This is a genomic window from Paenibacillus caseinilyticus (assembly GCF_027533645.1).
In the GTDB taxonomy this organism is placed as follows: Bacteria; Bacillota; Bacilli; order Paenibacillales; family NBRC-103111; genus Paenibacillus_G; species Paenibacillus_G caseinilyticus.
This window is the reverse complement of sequence record NZ_JAQAGY010000001.1, coordinates 589,986-610,765: the sequence shown is the minus strand read 5'-3', so window position 1 is coordinate 610,765 and position 20,780 is coordinate 589,986. Positions and strand designations below refer to the sequence as shown.

Below are 20,780 nucleotides of genomic sequence, written 5' to 3'. Positions count from 1 at the left end.
TGGACACTGCCTTACGATGGCTCCAGCTTCACCGGCCCGTCACAACTCCCTCTACCGCAGGGGCTTCCCGGTTGCTTAGGAGGCTTTCCCTCCGGTATACTTAATGTGTTCTCCATCAACACGGTTCGCAGTAGATTGATATTTTGGTTGGAAGACAAGGGAGGATTTTGTTCGTTATGGCACAAGTATTTCTGTATCTTCATGTTCTGGGGGCTGCACTTATGGGCTTCTATCTGGCTTTGCCGTTCTTGGCTGCGCGAGTTGAAGCGCTTTCGAACGGGAGCGCGCAGCACGGCTTCCTGTCCGTCCTGTTCTCGCTGAACCGCGCGGGCCAGCTCGCGCTGATCATTTCCTTCATCTCCGGCGGGTACCTGGTTGGCAAAGGCAACTATCCTGCGATTTGGTGGATTCTGGCGATTGTGCTGCTGCTGGGTATCGGTGCGGTAAGCGGCATTCTCGGCGGCAAAATGCGCAAAGCGCTGAGCGATGCGAACGGCAGCTCCATCAAGGCGCAGATCGGTGCGATCCGTACCCTGAGCTCCGTTGCCGGTATTCTGTATTTCCTGGTTCTTACGCTGATGCTCTTCCCGAATTTCTTCTAGGTTGCGGAGCGCAGAGGGCTGCCCAGCACCCTGTAGATCCGGACGGCAGCGAGCTGCTGCTGCCCGTTGGCACTTCATGTAACAAGCTGCATTCCCCACGAAGAAGGACCGGTCACTGACGACGCCGGTTCTTTTTATTGCGCCCTGATAGAGAGGCGGATACCGGAAGCGGAGGGTGACAATGCAAAAAAAGCCGGGAATCCCCGGCTTACAGCTCGTCTAACGTCTTCTCCAGGCTCGGTGCCAGATGCTTCAGGAAATAATCGACTTCCGGCATGGCCATCTCCTGCAGCGTATGTTCGATCTGCTTCTTGGCTACGGCGAATTCCCGGTTGCCGGCGGACAGTTCAGTTACGCATTTCAGGTAGGCGTCGAGAGAATCGGCCGCCTTAATGTATTTTTTGAGCTCCGCGTCTTCCGTCGTCTTCTTCGGGTCGATCAGCGGTTCATACACCCGGCGGAGCGGCTCCGGCACCATATCGAGCAGTCGCTCGGCGGCCAGATGCTCGATCTCCCGGAAGTTGCTCAGAATTTTGGGGTTATGGTGTTTGACCGGGGTCGGAATATCGCCGGTGAACACTTCCGTGCTGTCGTGGAACAGAGCCATCGACACGATCCGGTCCGTGGGCACCTGCCGGCCGTAGATTTCATTGGCGATCGTGCACAGCACATGTGTCAACAGCGACACGTGGAAGGAGTGCTCGGCTACATTTTCTTTCATGGTGTTGCGCATCAGGCTCCACCGCTCGATGAAGCGGAGGCGGTACAGATAGGCAAAAAAGTGGCTTTCGGTTTCCATTCGTATCATCCCATCTAATCTGTTTCGCTGCGTAGTGGCGGTTACCGAAGCAGCGGGAACGCCTTCCCTGCAGCATTGTACCTAACGCATTATACACGATTCGCCTCCGGTTTGCCCGCCCCAAATTCGTGCAGCGCAAAAGGGTCTGCCCCCTCACGCCGGAATGTGATATGATGGAAATATGCGTTTGGACTTCTCATTTTACATATTATCCGGTTGACCGAAAGGGGTTCCCTGATCCATGCAGCACTTTCAAGACAGTATGTATAAACTGATTGTCGAAACAAGCACCAACCTGCCGGCCGATGTCCGTCAGGCGATTCAGGCTGCCCGCGAGCAGGAGGATGCAGGCACGCGATCGGCGCTGTCTCTCTCCACGATTGCGGACAATATCCGGATGGCCGAGTGCAATGTCTCGCCGATCTGCCAGGATACGGGGATGCCGACGTTCATCGTGCACTGTCCGGTGGGCGCGAACCAGATCGAGATGAAGAAAGCGATCATCGCCGCCGTGGCCCAGGCGACCAAAGACAGCAAACTCCGGACGAACTCCGTCGATTCCCTGACGGGGGCGAACAGCGGGGATAACATCGGACCGGGTACGCCGGTCATCCACTTCGAGCAGTGGGAGCGCCCGGAGATCGAAGCGAAGCTGATCTTGAAGGGCGGCGGCTGCGAGAACAAGAACATCCAGTACAGCCTGCCGACAGAGCTCGAAGGACTCGGCAAAGCGGGCCGTGACCTCGACGGCATCCGTAAGTGCATCCTGCACGCGGTCTACCAGGCGCAGGGCCAAGGCTGCAGTGCGGGCTTCATCGGCGTGGGCATCGGTGGCGACCGTACGACAGGCTACGAGCTCGCGAAGCACCAGCTGTTCCGTGCGGCGGACGACGTGAACCCGCATCCGGAGCTGCGCAAGCTCGAAGAGTATGTGATGGAGAACGCGAACAAGCTCGGGATCGGGACGATGGGCTTCGGCGGACAGGTGAGCCTGCTCGGCTGCAAGGTTGGCGTCATGAACCGCCTGCCGGCTTCCTTCTTCGTCTCCGTCGCGTACAACTGCTGGGCGTTCCGCCGTCAAGGCGTGCTCATCGACGCGAACAGCGGCGAGATCACGTCGTGGTCGTACACGAAGGGCGAGGCCGTGCCGATGGAGAAGGACGAGCCGGCTGCAGCAGCTGCCGCCGCAGGCGAACGCCGCGAAGTCGTGCTGCAGACGCCGGTGTCCGAGGAGCAGATCCGCCAGCTGAAGGTGGGCGATGTGGTCATCATCAACGGACCGATGCATACGGGCCGCGATGCGCTGCATAAGCATCTGATGGACCACGAGTCCCCGATCGACCTGAACGGCGCCGTGATCTATCACTGCGGACCCGTAATGGCGAAGGACGAGCAGGGCGGGTGGGTCGTGAAGGCGGCCGGTCCGACGACCTCGATCCGGGAGGAGCCTTACCAAGGCGACATCATCAAGAAGTTCGGTATCCGCGCGGTCATCGGCAAGGGCGGTATGGGCGCGAAGACATTGAAGGCGCTCCAGGAGCACGGTGCGGTGTATCTGAATGCCATCGGCGGTGCAGCGCAGTATTATGCGCAGTGCTTCAAGAAGGTCGAAGGCGTGGACTTCATGGAGTTCGGTATTCCGGAAGCGATGTGGCACCTGCAGACCGAAGGGTTCGCTGCCATCGTAACCATGGATTCCCACGGCAACTCCCTGCATGCCGAAGTCGAGCAGGATTCCCGCGAGAAGCTGGCCCAGTTCAAAGAACCGGTCTTCTCCTAAGGCCGGTCCCCTATGCGAGATAGAGGCCTGCGGCTGAATGCCATTATAGAAAAATACTTATCTCTCATTGTCCCGGTATCGATGATACTTGGGCTTCTTTTATCTGCTGCCTTCCAAGGATCGTCCGCATGGGTGCCTTACTTGTTCGGCTATCTCACCTTTGTCATGGCGACCGGCTGCTCCTGGGGTCAGATCCGCGGGGCGTTCCGGCTCCCGGGACCGATGCTGTTGACCTTCGGACTCTGTCACGTAATCGCCCCGGTCATCGGCTACCTGATCGGCACCGCCGCCTTCGGGGAAGGGTCGCCGTATGTCGTCGGGTTCGTGATGTTCTCCGTCATCCCGCTCGGCGTGTCCTCCGTGATCTGGGTAGGGTTGTCGAAGGGGCATGTGCCCCTGACGCTGGCCATGATCGTGATCGACTCGGCGCTGAGCCCGCTGGTGATTCCGGCGGCGATCGAAGCTTTCTTCGGTACGTCGATCGCGTTCGACCATACCCAAGTGATGATGGATCTCGTTCAGATTATTGTAGTCCCTACGATCCTTGGCGTGCTGGTCAACGAACTGTCCAAAGGGAGATTCAAGGGCTGGTCCGCGCCTGTCTGCGGGCCGACCTCCAAGCTGGCGATGGTAGTCGTGGTGATGATCAATGCGGCCGTCATCCAGCCTTACGTCATGAAGATGAAGGGAGACATGCTGACGGTCGTTCCGCTGGTCGTCCTGCTTGTGGCTGTCTCCTACGCGCTCGGCTTCCTGGGTTCGCTCTGGCTGCGGAGACCCGAGATCATCGTAGCGGTGACCTACTCGTCCGGCATGCGCAACATCTCGCTTGGCCTGGTGCTTGCGCTGGCCTACTTCGAACCGTTGACAGCCGTGCCGGTCGTTCTCTCCATCCTGATCCAGCAGCCGATGGCATCCGTGAACCGCTGGTGCATGCTGCGGTTTGAACAATCGGGCCTTTACAAAAAAATAACTGGTGTCCCCGCGGCGGAACCCTTACGATAAAGAGTAAAACGTCTGCGTTAACCCGTTTCTCCTCTAGGGAAGAAGCGAACAGCCGGCTGAATTTCTGGGGGGAAGAAATGTTGTTATGAAAAAGTTCCGTGCGCGTTTAACCCTTATTTTTATTATCCTGATCGGGGCTTCGGTGCTCACGGCCGGCCTGTTCATGGCCCGGATGCTGCAGCAGTCGTATATCGAGGCTCTAACCGTGAACATGGAGCGGGAGCTTGGGCTCATCAAAGCAACGACCGATTGGCATCGGCAGGGCGGGGATGACGAGCTGTTCCGCTTCTACTCCGATCAGGCGGCGATGCTCAAGGAGTCGGCGGATGCCCGTCTGACCTTCATCCGCAGCGACGGCAAAGTGATGGGCGATTCCGACCATGATCCGGCCGTCATGGAGAATCACCTGGAACGGGAGGAAATCAAAGAAGCTTCGGCGAGCAAAGGTTCGGGCAGTTCCATCCGCTACAGCTCCACGGTGGGAAGGAATATGCTGTATGTCGCGGTACCGGTCCTGGAGGGCGGGAACATCGCCGGCTTCCTCCGTCTGGCGATGAGTCTCGAGGATGTCGAGGGCTCCATCCGCAAGGTATGGTTCGTGCTAAGCATCATGCTGCTCGCCGTGTTCGCTATCGCCGGCCTGATCTCTTACCGTGTAGCCTACAGCGTGACCCGGCCGATCGAGCTCATTACGAGCGTCGCCCGGCAGATCACCGACATGAACTACAAGTACCGGGTCCAGGTGAACAAGCGCGATGAGATCGGTCAGCTCGGCCATGCGATCAACCGGATGGCCGACTCGCTGGAGCTGCAGATGAACCGGATCTCCGAGGATGAGAACCGGTTGAAGAGCGTGCTCGAGAGCATGACCAGCGGTGTCATCATGATCGACCGGGACGGCAAGATTGCGCTGCTCAACCGTTCTGCGGAAGAGATCCTCGGTTTCTCGGCGAAGGAGCTCTTGGGCAAGTCGTTCAACCAGGCGAAGCAGCAGTATGAATTCACCCAGCTCATCCAGGAGTGTATTGATGTAAGGGACCATATCCGGGACGAAGTCATCTTCTACTATCCGAAGGAACGGATCCTGGAGATCAACCTGAACCCGATCGCCGAAGCGGGCGGAGAGTGGGAAGGCCTCCTGATCGTGCTCCATGATATTACGGCGGTCCGGCGGCTGGAGCGGATGCGCAGTGAATTCGTGGCGAATGTCTCGCATGAGCTCAAGACGCCGATTGCGGCGGTCAAAGGCTTCGCGGAGACGCTGCTTGCCGGCGCGCTGAACGATAAGGAAACGGCCCGGTCGTTCCTGCAGATCATCTTCGACGAGAGCGAACGCTTGAACCGCCTGATCGGAGACATCCTCGAGCTCTCCAAGATCGAATCGAAGCGGATTCCGCTCCAGTTCTCCCCGGTGCATCTGAAGACATTCGTGGAGGACTGCGTGCATGTGATGAATACGGAAGCGAAGAAGAAGGGCATCGAACTCGAGCTCCAGGCCGACAGCGACTTCTATATGGAGGCCGATGAGGACCGGCTGCGCCAAATTCTGATCAACCTGCTCTCGAACGGCATCAGCTATACGCCGGAAGGCGGCAAGGTGCGCATGAAGATCGAGCAGCTCGTCTGCGGCAAGGAAGTGACGGAATCCGATAAGGTCCGCTTCACTATCGCGGATACGGGGATCGGGATCCCGAAGAAGGATCTGCCGCGGATTTTCGAACGCTTCTACCGGGTGGATAAGGCGCGTTCGCGGAGCTCAGGCGGTACGGGGCTCGGTCTGTCGATCGTGAAGCATTTGGTCGAACTGCATAAGGGGACGATTCGTGTGGAGAGCGAAGTGGGTGTCGGGACGAAGTTTATTTTCGAAATGCCGCTCATTCACAACTAGCGGCCGGCAGGTATTTGTCGAATCTTGCCTGTAAATAAATTGTCAAGGTACGCTGGCTGTGTTAAGCTTTAACTAAGAATTGAACTTATGTTGGGGGATTCCCATGCCGCAAAAAATACTTGTTATCGAGGACGAGCCTACCTTAGCCAGGCTGCTGTCGTACAATCTGACTCAAGAAGGCTACGAGACGAAGGTGGTCGACCACGGGAGTGAAGGTCTGCAGGCGGCGCTGCAGCAGTACTTTGATCTCATCGTACTGGATATCATGCTGCCGGGCATGAACGGCTTCGAGATCCTGTCCAAGCTCCGGCAGAAGGGCAACAAGACGCCGGTGATCATTCTCACGGCTCGCAATGCCGAAGAGGAAGTGGTCCAGGGACTGAAATACGGAGCCGATGACTACATTACGAAGCCGTTCGGTGTGGCGGAGCTGCTCGCCCGCGTATCCGCCGTGCTGAGACGAACCTTGGCCGATGACGGAACACAGGAGAAAGCAGGCACGGGAGAGAAGGTCATCTCTGCCGGAGACTTGTATATTTATCCCGAGAAGTACGAGGTGCTGCTTGGCGGGGAGTCGATTCCGCTTCGCCCGAAGGAATTCGAAGTGTTACTATATCTCGTACAGCGTCCGGGCGTCGTCGTGACCCGGGATGATCTCATGAATATCGTATGGGGCTTCGATTACATCGGGGGGCAGCGGACGGTCGACGTGCACGTCAGCTCCCTCCGCAAGAAGCTCGAGATGAACCAGCAGTCGGTACAGATCGAATCGATCCGAGGCGTAGGCTACAAGCTGGTGGCTTCAACGGGAGCCGCGAAGAAGTAATAGAGGAAGCAGGGGAGGTCTTGAAGAAGGCCTCTTTTTGCTATCCGGAATTCGGGTGTGGTTGTGCAGGGTTCGCAGGCAAGGATTTCCCGGGAAATTTGTCGAGAGGGTGGAGAAGATGAACAAGATCAAATGGGGCGTGCTGGGAACAGGCTGGATTGTGAATAAAGCAGGTCAAGGCCTTCTCGCTTCCGGCAACGGGCAGTGGCTGGGCGTGGCCGGGCGGGAAGCGGGCCGGGGGAAAGCCTTGGCCGAGCAGTACGGTGTGCCCCGGGCGTATGATTCGTACCGTGAGCTGCTGGAGGATCCGGACATTGAGGCTGTCTACATCGCGCTGCTCAACCATCTGCATGAAGAGTGGGCGGTGGAGGCCTGCCGGGCGGGCAAGCATGTGCTGCTTGAGAAGCCGTTCGCTTTGAATGCGGAACAAACCCGACGCATCACCGAGGCTGCGGGGGCCAGCGGGGTACGGGTGCGAGAGGCGTTCATCTGGCCGTTCTATCCCGGCATCCGTGAAATAAAGCAGCTCCTAGATGGGGGCGCGATTGGGGAGTGGGTACGGTTTCGAGGACATTTCTCCTTCCGGGCGTTCGAAGAAAGCACACGCTGGAATCAAGCTTGGGGCGGCGGCGCGTTATATGATATCGGCTGCTATCTCGTCCACTGGGCGAGAAGCTTCACGGGAGTAGAGCCGCTGGCGGCCGATGCCGTGTGGGTGCAGGATGAACGTCACGGAGTGGACCGGCGGTTCTGCGGCACGCTGCTCTTTCCGGAGGGGAAGACCGCGCAGTTCGACGCTGCCCTCGATATGCCCCATGGCTCCTCGTTCGAGCTGCTGGGTACGGAGGGCCGCCTGGCGGTCATCTTCCAGGCGTCGCCCGACCAGCTAACCGTCACATGCCGGCACCCCGGAGGGGAGCTGGCATGGACGACCGATCGGATCACCCCGTTTCGGCTGCAGGCTGAAGCCTTCGCGGATGGAGTGCTCCGGACGCGGGAAGGGGAAGCTGCCCCCGGAGACGGCGGACTGGAGGCGCTGCGTCAGGCAGCAGCGATGGATGCGCTCAGGGAGGCGGCGGAGACCGGAAGGCGTAGCTTCCTAGGATAAGGACCTTGAATGCTAGAATGATGCTACGGCACAATCGCATATAAGGAACGCCAGATCTGTCATAGTTTTTCGGTGCGGGCTTGTCTATACTGAATGTAGCAGCAGAGGACGAAGCAGGAATAACTATGAGATAGATGTGATTCTAGGGAGGAACTTTTACTATGTCCAAGGTATATCGAATCGGAATTATCGGATGCGGCGGTATCGCGAACGGCAAGCATATGCCGGCGCTCAAGAACCAGGCTAACGCCCAGATGGTCGCGTTCTGCGATATCGTGGAAGAGCGGGCTCAAGAAGCGAAGAACGCGTTCGGCACAGAGGACGCCAAAGTATATACGGATTACCGGGAGCTTCTGGCGGACGGTTCGCTGGATGTCGTCCATGTGTGTACGCCCAACGACTCCCATGCGGACATCTCGATCCTGGCGCTGGAGTCCGGCAAGCATGTGATGTGCGAGAAGCCGATGGCGAAGACCGCTGCGGATGCGCGCCGGATGGTGGAAGCGGCCAAAGCTTCCGGCAAGAAGCTGACGATCGGCTACCAGAACCGCTTCCGCTCGGACAGCCAGTACCTGAAGCGCGTATGTGCCGATGGCGACCTCGGCGAGATCTATTACGGCAAAGCGCATGCGATCCGCCGCCGCGCCGTGCCGACCTGGGGCGTGTTCCTCGACGAAGAGAAGCAGGGCGGAGGCCCGCTCATCGATATCGGAACCCATGCGCTCGACTTGACGCTCTGGATGATGGATAACTACAAGCCGAAAGCCGTGCTCGGTACAGCGTTCCATAAGCTCTCCGGGAAGGCCGACGCGGCGAATGCGTGGGGATCCTGGGATCCCGAGAAATTCACCGTGGAGGATTCCGCCGTCGGTATGATCACGATGCAGAACGGCGCCACGATCATGCTGGAGTCGAGCTGGGCGATCAACCTCGTGAAGACGGGCGAAGCCAAGACGACGCTGTGCGGTACCGAGGGCGGCGCAGACATGGAAGACGGCCTGCGCATCAACGGCGAGAAGCACAGCAAGCTGTTCACGAACCACATCGAGCTCGATGCGCGCGGCGTGGACTTCTACGACGGCAGCACGGAGAACCCGGCCGATCTGGAAGCGAAGCTGTGGCTGCAGGCCATCGAGAACGACTCGGAGCCTGTCGTTACGCCGGAGCAGGCGTGTGTCGTCTCCGAGATTCTCGAGGCGATCTATGAATCTTCGAGAACCGGCAAAGCCGTTTATTTCGATTAGGTCGCCCGCTATAGAACAAAGAAGCCATACCCTGTGAGGTATGGCTTCTTTGTTCTATAGGGGAGTGGCTAAGCTATGTCTAAGATGGGTCCGGCTTAACAGTCCAGTGCTTACTTCGGACCGGCATTGGCCTGGACAACTGCCGGCACATTGCCGGAAGCAATCGGCGAGTAACTGTAAGAGAACGGCAGCGCAGACGGATAGTAAGCCCCTGCCGCCGATGTGCCGGTGGCTGCATTATACGTATTGTTTCGTTCATAGAAGGAATAAGCCTTGTGTGTCGAATCGTCGAGGCCGATCTGATTGCTTTGGTTCGTTTTGTAGAAATAGTTGCCTTCCGAATAAATCACGCTGCCGCTGCCGATCTGGTTCGCATTGTATTGGGTCTGCGAGTAACCGGCGGCATTCGTTCCGGAAGGAGTCGTGCTGTTGTCAAAGTAGTTGTTGTAGAGATGCACGAAACCGCGCATCAGCGGACGCCCCTTCAGGTTCGGTCCGAACCAGTTGTGGTGCATGGTCACATGCAGCTTCCCGCCGCCATACGTGTAGGAGTCGCTGTAATTGGCGCCGATCACCATGGCGAGCCGCTCGGACGCCAGATCCTGATTCGTGCCGACCCAGTTCCAGATCGGGTTCGGGTTCATATTCAGCCAGCTGGACGTAAAGTAGAAGTGGCAGTATGAAATAGTCACATTGTCGGATGCCAAGGAGACGCTCATGAGATCGTCGCTAATGTTATAGAAGGTGCAGTGGTCTACCCAGACATTGGTGGTGCGCCGGAAGGAGACTCCCAGATAATTGGTGCCTGCGCCCCCTGGCTGGGTAGCTGCGCCGCTCATCTTCTGCAGATCGGAAATATTGCCGTAGAAGGTGATGTTCTTGATCACGACATTCTGGATATTCGTCCCGGCGGCCAGCTGCTCCCCGCTGAATTTCAGCTGGATGTTCTGCAGCACGGCTCCGCCGCCGCCGGCTCCCTCGATCGTCACATTGTTCCAGCTTGTGCTGGCAAAGGTCAAGGTGGTCAAGGACGATCCGCCATAAATATTACCCGAAATAATGATATGATGCTTGCCGGCATTGAAAGCATTTTTGAGCTCGGTAAGGTTGGTAACGGTTACCGCTGTATCCGTAGAGCCGGTCGCGGTGGAATAGCCTCCGGTGTAGACAGCCGCTTCCGCCTGCGGAAGAGCGATGAGCGGAATGGGGGTGGACACGGAAGCAAGCGTCACGGAGAGTGCAGCCAGCACAGCTGGAATGATACGTTGCAATCTCCAGTTCAATAGTAATCTCAGCTTCAGTAGTAATCTCAAATTCATTACCTCCTACATGGGCTTGGAATGGACTCGCGCTGCCAAGCAGCTTCTGTAATCGGATATTCCTCCTTTGCTCTCGGATGGTACGGGGCAGGCCCCGATTGTTGGGGCATGTCCTGCTGCTCAAATTTTACAACTGAAACCGATTACATGATATATACAGTTTTTAACTTGCTGCATTTTCCCTCCGGAGATGCCTATCCTGCCGCGCAAATGCTTAAGGAGACAAAGTTTTACATTGCGTTAACTTATCGTGGATATACACTTTACATTGCCTTGGTAAGATGACCTAGTAAACTTAAACAGGAAAAGGGAGGACATGCTGAAATGTTGAAGCAGCTGTCGAAGAAAAGTTTGAATGTGGCCATGATTATGGTGTTATCCGTAGGGGTCCTTGCCGCGTGCGGCCAGAAAACGGAGCCGACTAACGGCTCTCCGAGCAATGGAGCTGCAGCACCGGCCGATAAGCCTAAAGAGCAACCTGCAAATACAGAGAAGGTTGAAGGCACGGTAACGGCTTCCGGTTCCTCCGCTCTGCTCCCGCTGGTCAAAGCGGCAGCTGACGAGTTCATGAAGAACAACCCGAAGGTAACGGTGAACCCTACGGCAGGCGGTTCCGGCAAAGGCCTCAAGGACGTGGCCGACGGCACTTCCAACATCGGGAACTCCGATATCGAAGCGGGCGATGAATATAAAGACAAAGGTCTGGTAGACCATGTCGTGGCCATAGCTCCATTCGCGATCATCGTGAACAAAGACGTCACGGTGGATAACCTGACGAAGGCGCAAGCTGCGGACATCTTCACAGGCAAGATCAAGAACTGGAAGGAAGTTGGCGGTCCCGACAAGAACATCGTTATCGTTCACCGTCCGGATGCCTCCGGCTCCCGCGCTCTCGTGAAGAAGATCGTCCTGGAGGGCAAGGAGTTCACGAAGGACGGCGTGACACAGGAATCCAGCGGCGCGATGGCTACGACGGTCGGACAAACTCCGGGCGCGATCGGTTATGTCGATACGCCTTACGTCAAAGATCCGATCAAAGCCCTGAAATTTGAAGGCGTGGAGTTCAGCAAAGACAACATCAAAGGCGGCAAATACCCGCTGTACGGTATCGAGCATATGTATACCAAAGGTGAAGCGACTGGCGCGACCAAAGCGTTCATCGACTACATCATGAGCCCTGAATTCCAAGGCAAGAAGGTCGAAGAGCTGAAGTTCCTTCCGGCCGACCTGCTTAAAAAATAAGAATTTATGAAGAAAGACAACGGCCGTTTGGGCCGTTGTCTTTTTGATGTTAAATATTCAAAAAATATTGTCGAATCGACGCCGAAAAAAACACTTTTTACATTAGCTTAACATTTTTAACGTTTTGTCCTTACATTTGTCCACTATGATGATAGAGACGATGAACGTGCGAACGTGACTTGAACTATTCAAATCAGGGGGTATCAGGCAAATGAATTCATTCGCCGACCAGTTAGCCGAGAGAACGCAGCGGGAGCGGAGGGGCAACAACAATAACGGTTGGACCAAAGCCCAGAACCGGAGCGACCGGATCATGAAGGTCGTGTTCGTCGGCAGCGCGACATTGGTGTCGGTTATCATATTTTCGATCATGCTGTTCGTAGGATGGCAGGGAGTGAAGACCTTCACGGGGGTTACGCCGCTGGAATTCTTCTTCTCGACCGACTGGACACCCTCCAACAACAAATTCGGTGCTTTCTCGTTTCTGTACAGCACGCTGCTGCTGACTTTCCTCTCTGTGGTACTCTCGGTGCCGCTGGCCCTGTCGGGAGCGGTCTTCTCTGCCAAAATCGCGCCGAAATGGCTGCGTGAAATTCTTCGGGCGGCTACGGATCTGTTCGTGGGCATTCCGTCTGTCGTATACGGCTTCATCGGCCTCACGGTCATTGTGCCCTTCCTGGGCAAGTTCAACGAGGGGTTCGGCTACGGGATTCTGCCTGCGGCCATTATCCTCGCCATCATGATCCTGCCGACGATTCTGTCCATCTCCGAAGACGCCATCCGAGCGCTGCCCGGCCGTCTCGAAGAGGCTTCCCTGGCGCTCGGCGCCACCCGCTGGCAGACGATCTGGCGCGTGCTGCTGCCTGCGGCGCGTCCCGGCATTCTGACCGGCATCATCCTCGGCATGGGCCGGGCGATCGGCGAGACGATGGCCGTGTTCATGGTCATCGGGAACTCGCCGCAGATGCCGAAGTCGCTGCTCGACTCGGCGACGGTCCTGACCACGGCGATCGTCAAAGATATGGGGAACACGAACTATGGAAGCACCTGGAACAATGCGCTGTTCCTCATGGCTCTGGTGCTTCTGCTGATCTCGCTGGCCCTGATTCTTGTAATCCGCATCGTAGCGAAGAGGAGTGAAGTGAAATGACGAGCAAGACCACAGACCGTATCGCTACGGGCTTCTTCTGGGCGTCGGGGTTTCTGATCATCGGCATACTGGCCTGGTTCCTCATCCGGATCCTGGGAGACGGACTGCCGATGCTGAGCTGGAATTTCATCACCGGGCGGCCTTCGGAGATCAGCGAGGGGGGCGGTGTCGGACCGCAGCTCTTCAACTCCTTCTACATTCTGTTCCTGTCGCTCTTGTTCTCCCTGCCTATCGGGGTAGGCGCCGGCATTTACTTGGCGGTGTATGCCAAGAAGAGCACCTTCACGGACTTCATCCGCGTATCGGTGGAAGCTCTGTCCTCCGTCCCGTCGATTGTCTTCGGCCTCTTCGGCTTCCTGCTCTTCGTGAACTGGTTCGGCCTCAAGTATTCGATTATCGGCGGCGCAGCGACCTTGTCCCTGCTGAACCTGCCGGTCCTCGTGCGGGTCACCGAAGAATCGATCCGCTCCGTTCCGGAATCGTACTGGGAGGCTTCGCTCGCTCTGGGGTCTACCCGCTGGCAGGCGATCCGCAAGGTGCTGCTTCCTACCGCCATGCCGAGCTTGATTACCGGCATAACACTCGTAGCGGGACGCGCACTCGGCGAATCCGCTATCCTGATCTATACCGCCGGGTTGTCCGTATCCCGGATTCTCCCGGACTTCAATCCCCTTGCGATGGGGGAGACGCTTGCTACTCATCTTTGGTATGTGCAGTCGGAGGCCATTGTGCCGGATGCCAGGCAGATTGCGCAGGGAAGCGCCGCGCTGCTGCTCCTGGTCGTTCTCGCCTTTAACCTGCTGATCGGCATACCGAGCCGAATCCTACAGAAAAAATTGTCCGGAGGGAAATAACATGGCCGTTGCAGCCCCTACGAAAAACAAAATCAAGGTGGAACAGTTAAACCTTTATTACGGCGACAATCAAGCGCTCCAGAATATCGAGCTCGATATCGGCAGCAACCATATCCAGGCGCTGATCGGACCCTCGGGGTGCGGCAAGTCCACCTTCCTCCGGACGCTGAACCGGATGAACGACCTGATCGACAATGTGCGCATCACCGGCAAAATCTATGTGGACGGCCAGAACATATACGACGAAGATACGGACGTCGTCTCCCTGCGCAAGAAGGTCGGGATGGTCTTCCAGCGTCCGAACCCGTTCCCGATGAGCATCTACGATAACATAGCGTATGGTCCCCGTATTCACGGCACGAAGAAAAAGTCCGTGCTCGACGGCATCGTGGAACGCAGCCTGAGGCAAGCGGCCCTGTGGGACGAGGTCAAGGACCGGCTGAACAAGTCGGCCCTCGGCCTCTCCGGCGGGCAGCAGCAGCGCCTCTGCATCGCGCGCCTGCTTGCCGTGGAGCCGGACGTCCTGCTCATGGACGAACCGACGTCCGCGCTCGATCCGATCTCGACGCTGAAGGTGGAAGAGCTCACCCAGGAACTCAAGGAGAAGTATACGATCATCATCGTCACGCATAACATGCAGCAGGCGGCGCGGATCTCTGACTATACATCTTTCTTCCTGAACGGGATCCTCGTCGAGACCGACAAGACGGATAAGATTTTCACCACGCCATCGGATCAGCGGACGGAGGACTACATTACGGGACGTTTCGGCTAAGTCCCACCCATTTTCATGATACAAAGGAGCGTTGCGAGTGGACAACCGGGTGAATTTTCACCAGTCCTTAGACAACCTGCAGCAGGATCTGCTAACCATGGGGATTCAAGTGGAGCATCTGATTCATCAAGCGGTAGAGTCGCTGTCGAAGCTGGATGAGAATCTGGCGATCCAGACGATCAAGCAGGACGATGCGATCGACGAAATGACGGCACGGATCGAAGAGGACTCCATGCGCCTGATTGCGCTGCAGCAGCCGATGGCGAGCGATCTGCGGATCATCTCCATGGCGCTGAAGATCGCTACGGACCTCGAGCGGATCGCCGACCATGCCGTCGATATCGCGAAGATTACGATCCGGCTGAACGGGCAGGAGCTGGTGAAGCCGCTGGAGGATATTCCGCGGATGGCCCAGATGACCAAGGCGATGCTGCGGGAGAGCCTGCTCGCTTACACCGAGCGCAATGTACACCGGGCCGCTTCCCTGGCCGAGAAGGATGACGAAGTGGATAAGCTCTACAGCGTCGTGATCAACGACGTGATTGCGCTCATGGGCGATGATCTGGCGAGGAACCGCCAGCTTTCCCAGCTCATGCTCGCCGCCCACTTCCTGGAGCGGGTCGCCGACCATTCGACGAACATCGGGGAAGGCGTCATCTTCATGGTGACCGGCAAACGCAAGGATCTCAATATGTGATGGTTTGCAGAAGCCCCAAAAGCCTGCGGATTCTCTTCGGAGATCCGCAGGCTTTTGGGGTATTGCCGTCCTTACAGCAGTACATCCTCCAGCTGGTCGAGCTCCCGGATGAGCACGACCCGGCGCTTGCCGAGCCGCTGCTCCGCAATGGCCCGGGAGCCGGAAGCGGTGGTGAGGGCGGCGCCGTTCAGCCACACGGCATCCATGCCGGCCTTGACCGCTCCGCAGACATCGTGCTTCCAGGAGTTGCCGACCATGACCGCCTGCCTCGCCGTGACGCCCAGCGAATGAAGGGCAGCCCGAAACAGGGCGGGGGCGGGCTTCTTGTCGGCCGGCCTGGCAGCTGTGAAGATGTGCTCCTGCGGAAAATACCCGGAGAGGCCAAAGCGGCCGAGCATTAGCAGCACCTCGCTGCGGGGGGAGTTGGAGATAATGGCCAGACGGTGCGACTGCGCCAGCTTCTCCAGCGTCTCGGCCGTCCGGGGCATCAGCGTCTTGGCGCCTACCTGAAGCCCGCGCAGCTCTTCCATGAAGCTGCGGGCAAAGCCCGCGGAGACGGGGACGCCGAACTGCAGCAGCGCTTCCCGGAGGCATTGCTGCTGCAGCTCATCGAGCTGCTTGAAGGTGGTCCGCACTTTTTTGCGCTGCTGCCACCTCGTAATATATTCGGCCCAGAGGTCTTCCTGGCGGGGGGCCTCTTCCTGCAGCCACCTCGCGGTATAGTCCTCCCATATGTGCCGGAAGCATTGTTCGAAGCTTAAGCCTTGCTGTACGAGTGTTTGGTTGACATCGAAGCATACCGCCGTCTTGCCGTTCATCCGCGATGCTTCCTTCATGGAGTCCCTCCGATCTTCGCTTGCCCGGAAGCGACTTCGTTGCTCCACTCATGGGGCAGCCGAGCGGCTCCTCAAGAGAGTCTTTTTCCTATGTTTATGCGGGGGGGACGGCGCCCACCCCCTCTGTTGCGGAAGATCCGCTATGTTTTTTTATTACGTCGTCCTATGCTATCATGTAAGGAGCAGAGTTTCATGAATGGGGTGCTTTCTTTTGTCCAAATTGGTGCTGATCGACGGCAATAACATTGCCTACCGCGCGTTCTTTGCGCTGCCGCTTCTTAGCAATTCAAAGGGATTGCACACGAATGCGATCCTGGGTTTCACGACGATGCTGCTGAAGCTCATCCAAGACGAGAAACCGACGCATTTTCTCGTAGCGTTCGACGCGGGGAAGGCGACGTTCCGACATAGCAATTACGCGGATTACAAAGGCGGACGGGAGAAAACACCGGGCGAGCTCTCCGAGCAGTTCCCCGTGCTGAAGGAGCTGCTGCAGAGCTTCGGCATCAAGCAGTTCCAGCTCGAAGGCTACGAAGCGGACGATATTATCGGGACGCTGACGCGGATCGCCGACGAGAAGGACGATATGGACGTCCTCGTGGTGACGGGGGACAAGGATATGCTGCAGCTGGCCTCGGACCGTGTGTCCATCGCCTTGTCGCGCAAGGGCATCTCCGAGGTGGAACTGCACGACCCTGCCTATATCGGCGAGAAATACGGCCTGAAGCCGCTGCAGATCATCGATCTCAAGGGGCTGATGGGCGACGCTTCCGACAACATTCCCGGCATCCCCGGAGTCGGAGAGAAGACGGCGCTGAAGCTGCTTTACGAATATGGGTCGCTCGAGAACGTGCTCGAGAACGCTTCCTCGATCAAAGGGAAGCTCGGAGAGAAGGTGTCCGGCCACGTGGACGATGCGAAGATGAGCAAGGATCTGGCGACGATCTACCGCGAAGTTCCCCTCGATATGACATGGGACGAGCTGGCCTATGGCGGGTATGACAACGACGCCTTGGCAGAGATGCTGCGAAAGCTCGAATTCAAACAGATTATTGAGCGGCTGGGCCTGTCGGGCGCAGGTCTCGGTACGGAAGGCGAAGGCGCTCAGGCTGCGGTAGCCGTGGAATCCGTCCTCGTAGACGAGAGCACGCTCCCGGCACTGGCGGAGGCTCTGCCGCGGGTGAAGGCGCTGCATGTGGAAGTCGTAGGGGAGAACCCCCACATCGGGGAAGTGGTGGGCGTGGCTTTCCTGGCGGAAGGGGAAGCGGCGGAGCCGGCAGCCGAAGAGGCGCCGACGGCTTATTATGTCCCGTTCCGGCTTCTGAAGGAAGAAGCGGCCAAGGACGTGCGGAGCTGGCTCGAGTCCGCAGAGAAGTCGGTCTCGATCTACGACATCCACAAGGCGGCTGTCGCCCTCTCGTGGCAGGGTGTAGAGCTGCGCGGCGTGAACTTCGACGTGCTGCTCGCCGGGTATCTGCTCGATCCGACGGAATCGACGCTGACGCTCAGCGGACTGACCTCGCGCTACGGCATGCCGGCCCTGAAGAACGATGAGGAAGTGTTCGGCAAGGGGGCCAAATTCAAGCTCCCGTCGGACGGCGCCGTCAGCGATTTCTTGTGCGACAAGGCGGCGGCGGTGCACCGCCTGACGGTGAAGCTGCAGGAGGAGCTGGAGAAGAGCGAGATGGAGAAGCTCTTCCACGAGCTCGAGCTGCCTCTGGCTACGGTGCTCGCCGAGATGGAGCGCAAGGGCATCAAGGTCGATGTCGAGGAGCTGAAGGCGTACGGGGCGGAGCTCTCCGGGCGGCTCGAGGGCATCATGGCGGCGATCTACGATTCGGCCGGTACGGAGTTCAATATCAACTCCCCGAAGCAGCTCGGCGAGGTGCTGTTCGAGAAGCTGGGCCTGCCGGTGAGCAAGAAGACGAAGACCGGTTATTCCACGGATGCCGAAGTGCTCGAGAAGCTGGAGCCGTATCATCCGGTGGTCGGCCATATCCTGAACTACCGCACACTGGCCAAGCTCCAATCGACTTACGTCGAAGGACTGCTCAAAGAGGTGCGCCAGGACACAGGCAAGGTGCACACCTACTACCGGCAGACGATCGCGGCCACCGGGCGGCTCAGCTCCCAGTACCCGAACCTGCAGAACATCCCGATCCGGCTCGAGGAGGGGCGCAAGATCCGCAAGGTTTTCGTGCCGTCTCAGCCGGGCTGGCGCATCTTGACGGCCGACTACTCGCAGATCGAGCTGCGAGTGCTGGCGCATATCTCGCAGGATGAAGGACTGATGCAAGCATTCCGCGAGGACATGGACGTGCACACGAAGACGGCGATGGACGTCTTTGGGGTCACGGAAGATGCCGTGGACGCCAACATGCGGCGCCAGGCCAAGGCCGTGAACTTCGGCATTGTCTACGGCATTAGCGATTACGGCTTATCTCAGAACTTGAACATTACCCGGAAGGATGCGGCGAAGTTCATCGAGCAGTATTTTGCCGTGTTCGGGGGCGTGCGCCGGTATATGGATGACATCGTGAAAAAAGCGCGCGACGACGGCTACGTGACGACGCTGCTTCAGCGGCGCCGGTATCTGCCGGAGATCAAGGCGTCGAACTTCAACCTCCGCTCCTTCGCAGAGCGTACGGCGATGAATACGCCGATCCAGGGTACGGCAGCGGACATCATCAAGCTGGCGATGGTCCAGCTCGAAGAGCGGATGCAGCGCGAAGGCGTGAAGAGCCGCCTGCTGCTCCAGGTGCATGACGAACTGGTACTCGAGGTGCCGGAGGAAGAGCTTGAGACCATGAAGAGCATGGTCGCTGACGTCATGGAGAATGCCCTGAAGCTGGATGTTCCGCTGAAAGTGGACGTCGACTCGGGGGAGAATTGGTACGAAGCGAAGTAGCAGGGAGGGGAAGACACCATGCCGGAACTGCCGGAGGTAGAAACGGTCCGCCGGACGCTGAATGTCCTCGTGGCCGGCAAGACCATTGAGAAAGTCTCGGTCCATCTGGGGCGGATTATCCAGCATCCGGACGATATCGAGGCGTTCAAAGCCCTGCTCGAGGGCGAAACGATTCAGACGGTAGAGCGCCGGGGCAAGTTCCTGCGCATCCATACGGGCCGCTTCACGCTGGTCTCCCATCTGCGGATGGAAGGGCGTTATGGCGTCTACGAAGCGGACGAGCCCATGGAGCTCCATACGCATGTGGTCTTTCATTTTACGGACGGTACGGAGCTGCGTTATAAGGATGTGCGCCAGTTCGGCACGATGCATGTGTACGAGCGCGGGCAGGATCTCATGGAGAAGCCGCTGAAGAAGCTGGGGCTGGAGCCGCTGGACGAAGCGTTCACCCTCGAAGCGTTCCGCAGCCGGATCGCCGGAAGGAAGACGAAGATCAAGCCGCTGCTGCTCAATCAGGAATACATCGTCGGCATCGGGAATATTTATGTGGATGAGTCCCTGTTCCTGGCCGGGATTCATCCTGAGCGGGAATCGGACACGCTGACGAAGGCGGAGACCGCCCGCCTGCACGAGGCCATCATCCGGACGCTGCAGGATGCGGTGGAAGCCGGCGGCTCATCGATCAAGTCGTTCGTGAACGGCCAGGGGGAGATGGGGATGTTCCAGCACAGTTTCCGGGTGTATGGCCGCAAGAACGAGCCTTGTCCGGTATGCGGGCATCCCATTGAGAAGACCGTCGTCGGCGGCCGGGGCACGCACTTTTGTCCGAAGTGCCAGCCGCTGAAGAGCAGGCGCAAGTAGAGCCGGTCATCCGGCAGCAGGGAAAGGGGCGGCGGCCATGATGCACATCCCGCCCAGTTCTCCCATATAGTAGGGGGAGACGTCAATGGGTTACGGGCTTGATTCCACAGCCCCTCAGGCGTCATTTCCCTTGAGGGAGGATCACGTATGCTGCCTGGTATCTCACTGCTGCTGCTTGCGCTCGCCGTTTCATTGGACGGCTTCGGCGTGGGCGTAACTTACGGCCTGCGCCGTATCCGTATTCCCCTGCTGTCGATTGCGATCATCGCCGCCTGCTCCGGAGGCATCATCTATGTGTCGATGGGCATCGGTGTTCTACTCCGTAATTTCGTGGATCCAGCCGGGGCCCGGATGATCGGGGCCGTCATTCTGATAGGGATTGGCATCTGGGCCCTCGTGCAGATGCTGCGGCAGCGCGGGGAAGAGGATGGCGATGACGAGGGGGAAGAAGAGCCGGCCGTCCCTGCCGCGGCGCCGACTACGGCCAAGGAGATCGTGTATATCGAACTGAAGCGGTTCGGTCTGGTCATTCAGATTCTGCGGACGCCGCAGGCGGCGGACGTGGACCGCTCGGGCAACATCTCGGCCTACGAGGCGACGCTGCTGGGCGTGGCCCTGTCGCTCGATGCGTTCGGGGCGGGCGTGGGGGCGGCTCTGCTTGGATTCACGCCTTGGCTCACGGCTGCGGTGATTGCCGTGGCCAGCGGTACCTTCCTGGCGGTAGGACTCCGTATCGGCTACCGGTATGCGGGTCTGCCTTGGGTCCGCAAACTTGCGGTGCTGCCCGGATTTGTTTTGATCGTGATGGGAATCATGAAATTGTTGTGAGCTGTTCAGATACGCCGCGCTGTAGTATTCATAAGAATCTTCATACTTCATGAACATA

General features: G+C 58.2%; 18 protein-coding genes. 15 read left to right on the top strand and 3 right to left on the bottom strand.

Features of this window, described 5'->3' with window-relative positions:
* The first annotated feature begins 176 nt into the window (after nucleotides 1-176).
* A complete protein-coding gene (locus O9H32_RS02485; protein ID WP_269864180.1) occupies nucleotides 177-602 on the top strand; it encodes a hypothetical protein in 426 nt (141 codons plus the stop codon).
* A 208-nt stretch (nucleotides 603-810) separates the two neighbouring features.
* Here O9H32_RS02485 and yfbR read toward each other — a convergent pair whose 3' ends face one another.
* Nucleotides 811-1,410, bottom strand: a complete 600-nt coding sequence (yfbR, locus tag O9H32_RS02480; protein WP_269864178.1) for a 5'-deoxynucleotidase — start codon at nucleotides 1,408-1,410, stop codon at nucleotides 811-813.
* Nucleotides 1,411-1,642: 232 nt separating this feature from the next.
* Between yfbR and O9H32_RS02475 the strand changes: the two genes are divergently transcribed.
* From O9H32_RS02475 to O9H32_RS02450, 6 genes are all read left to right on the top strand, one after another.
* Entirely contained in the window at nucleotides 1,643-3,181 is a 1,539-nt protein-coding gene (locus O9H32_RS02475) for a fumarate hydratase (protein WP_269864176.1), read from the top strand.
* 12 nt (nucleotides 3,182-3,193) lie between these two features.
* Nucleotides 3,194-4,186 (top strand): bile acid:sodium symporter family protein, encoded by a 993-nt coding sequence (locus O9H32_RS02470; protein ID WP_269864174.1) that lies wholly within the window; start codon nucleotides 3,194-3,196, stop codon nucleotides 4,184-4,186.
* Nucleotides 4,187-4,271: 85 nt separating this feature from the next.
* Entirely contained in the window at nucleotides 4,272-6,074 is a 1,803-nt protein-coding gene (gene pnpS, locus O9H32_RS02465) for a two-component system histidine kinase PnpS (protein ID WP_269864172.1), read from the top strand.
* Between the two features lie 103 nt (nucleotides 6,075-6,177).
* On the top strand, nucleotides 6,178-6,900 hold the full coding sequence (locus O9H32_RS02460; RefSeq protein ID WP_269864170.1) for a response regulator transcription factor: 723 nt from the start codon (nucleotides 6,178-6,180) through the stop codon (nucleotides 6,898-6,900).
* Between the two features lie 118 nt (nucleotides 6,901-7,018).
* Nucleotides 7,019-8,008 carry a Gfo/Idh/MocA family protein gene (locus O9H32_RS02455; RefSeq protein ID WP_269864169.1) on the top strand — a complete coding sequence of 330 codons (990 nt, stop codon included), beginning with the start codon at nucleotides 7,019-7,021 and terminating at the stop codon, nucleotides 8,006-8,008.
* Between the two features lie 161 nt (nucleotides 8,009-8,169).
* Nucleotides 8,170-9,252 carry a Gfo/Idh/MocA family protein gene (locus tag O9H32_RS02450; RefSeq protein WP_269864166.1) on the top strand — a complete coding sequence of 361 codons (1,083 nt, stop codon included), beginning with the start codon at nucleotides 8,170-8,172 and terminating at the stop codon, nucleotides 9,250-9,252.
* A gap of 110 nt (nucleotides 9,253-9,362) precedes the next feature.
* On the opposite strand, the gene O9H32_RS02445 is transcribed toward O9H32_RS02450, so the two are convergent.
* Complete coding sequence (locus O9H32_RS02445; RefSeq protein ID WP_269864164.1) at nucleotides 9,363-10,565, bottom strand: pectate lyase family protein; 1,203 nt, start codon at nucleotides 10,563-10,565, stop codon at nucleotides 9,363-9,365.
* 330 nt (nucleotides 10,566-10,895) lie between these two features.
* Here O9H32_RS02445 and O9H32_RS02440 point away from each other — a divergent pair, with 330 nt between their 5' ends.
* From O9H32_RS02440 to phoU, 5 genes are all read left to right on the top strand, one after another.
* Nucleotides 10,896-11,813: a phosphate ABC transporter substrate-binding protein gene (locus O9H32_RS02440; RefSeq protein WP_269864163.1), complete on the top strand. Its 918-nt coding sequence runs from the start codon at nucleotides 10,896-10,898 to the stop codon at nucleotides 11,811-11,813.
* A gap of 211 nt (nucleotides 11,814-12,024) precedes the next feature.
* Nucleotides 12,025-12,963: a phosphate ABC transporter permease subunit PstC gene (gene pstC / locus O9H32_RS02435; RefSeq protein WP_269864161.1), complete on the top strand. Its 939-nt coding sequence runs from the start codon at nucleotides 12,025-12,027 to the stop codon at nucleotides 12,961-12,963.
* Nucleotides 12,960-13,817 (top strand): phosphate ABC transporter permease PstA, encoded by an 858-nt coding sequence (gene pstA / locus O9H32_RS02430; RefSeq protein WP_269864159.1) that lies wholly within the window; start codon nucleotides 12,960-12,962, stop codon nucleotides 13,815-13,817. Before pstC ends, pstA begins: the two co-directional genes overlap by 4 nt.
* Nucleotide 13,818: 1 nt before the next feature.
* Nucleotides 13,819-14,592 (top strand): phosphate ABC transporter ATP-binding protein PstB, encoded by a 774-nt coding sequence (gene pstB, locus O9H32_RS02425; protein ID WP_269864157.1) that lies wholly within the window; start codon nucleotides 13,819-13,821, stop codon nucleotides 14,590-14,592.
* A 37-nt stretch (nucleotides 14,593-14,629) separates the two neighbouring features.
* The gene (gene phoU, locus O9H32_RS02420; protein ID WP_269864155.1) at nucleotides 14,630-15,289 is read left to right on the top strand and encodes a phosphate signaling complex protein PhoU; all 660 of its coding nucleotides are present in this window, start codon (nucleotides 14,630-14,632) and stop codon (nucleotides 15,287-15,289) included.
* Between the two features lie 71 nt (nucleotides 15,290-15,360).
* Here phoU and O9H32_RS02415 read toward each other — a convergent pair whose 3' ends face one another.
* Nucleotides 15,361-16,125, bottom strand: a complete 765-nt coding sequence (locus tag O9H32_RS02415) for an HAD family hydrolase (RefSeq protein ID WP_269864153.1) — start codon at nucleotides 16,123-16,125, stop codon at nucleotides 15,361-15,363.
* Between the two features lie 211 nt (nucleotides 16,126-16,336).
* On the opposite strand from O9H32_RS02415, the gene polA reads away from it, so the two are divergent.
* The 3 genes from polA (at nucleotide 16,337) to ytaF (ending at nucleotide 20,722) form a co-directional block, all read left to right on the top strand.
* A complete protein-coding gene (gene polA, locus O9H32_RS02410; RefSeq protein ID WP_406627240.1) occupies nucleotides 16,337-19,033 on the top strand; it encodes a DNA polymerase I in 2,697 nt (898 codons plus the stop codon).
* 18 nt (nucleotides 19,034-19,051) lie between these two features.
* Nucleotides 19,052-19,894, top strand: a complete 843-nt coding sequence (gene mutM, locus O9H32_RS02405; RefSeq protein ID WP_269864149.1) for a DNA-formamidopyrimidine glycosylase — start codon at nucleotides 19,052-19,054, stop codon at nucleotides 19,892-19,894.
* 147 nt (nucleotides 19,895-20,041) lie between these two features.
* Entirely contained in the window at nucleotides 20,042-20,722 is a 681-nt protein-coding gene (ytaF, locus tag O9H32_RS02400) for a sporulation membrane protein YtaF (RefSeq protein WP_269864147.1), read from the top strand.
* Nucleotides 20,723-20,780: the final 58 nt, after the last annotated feature.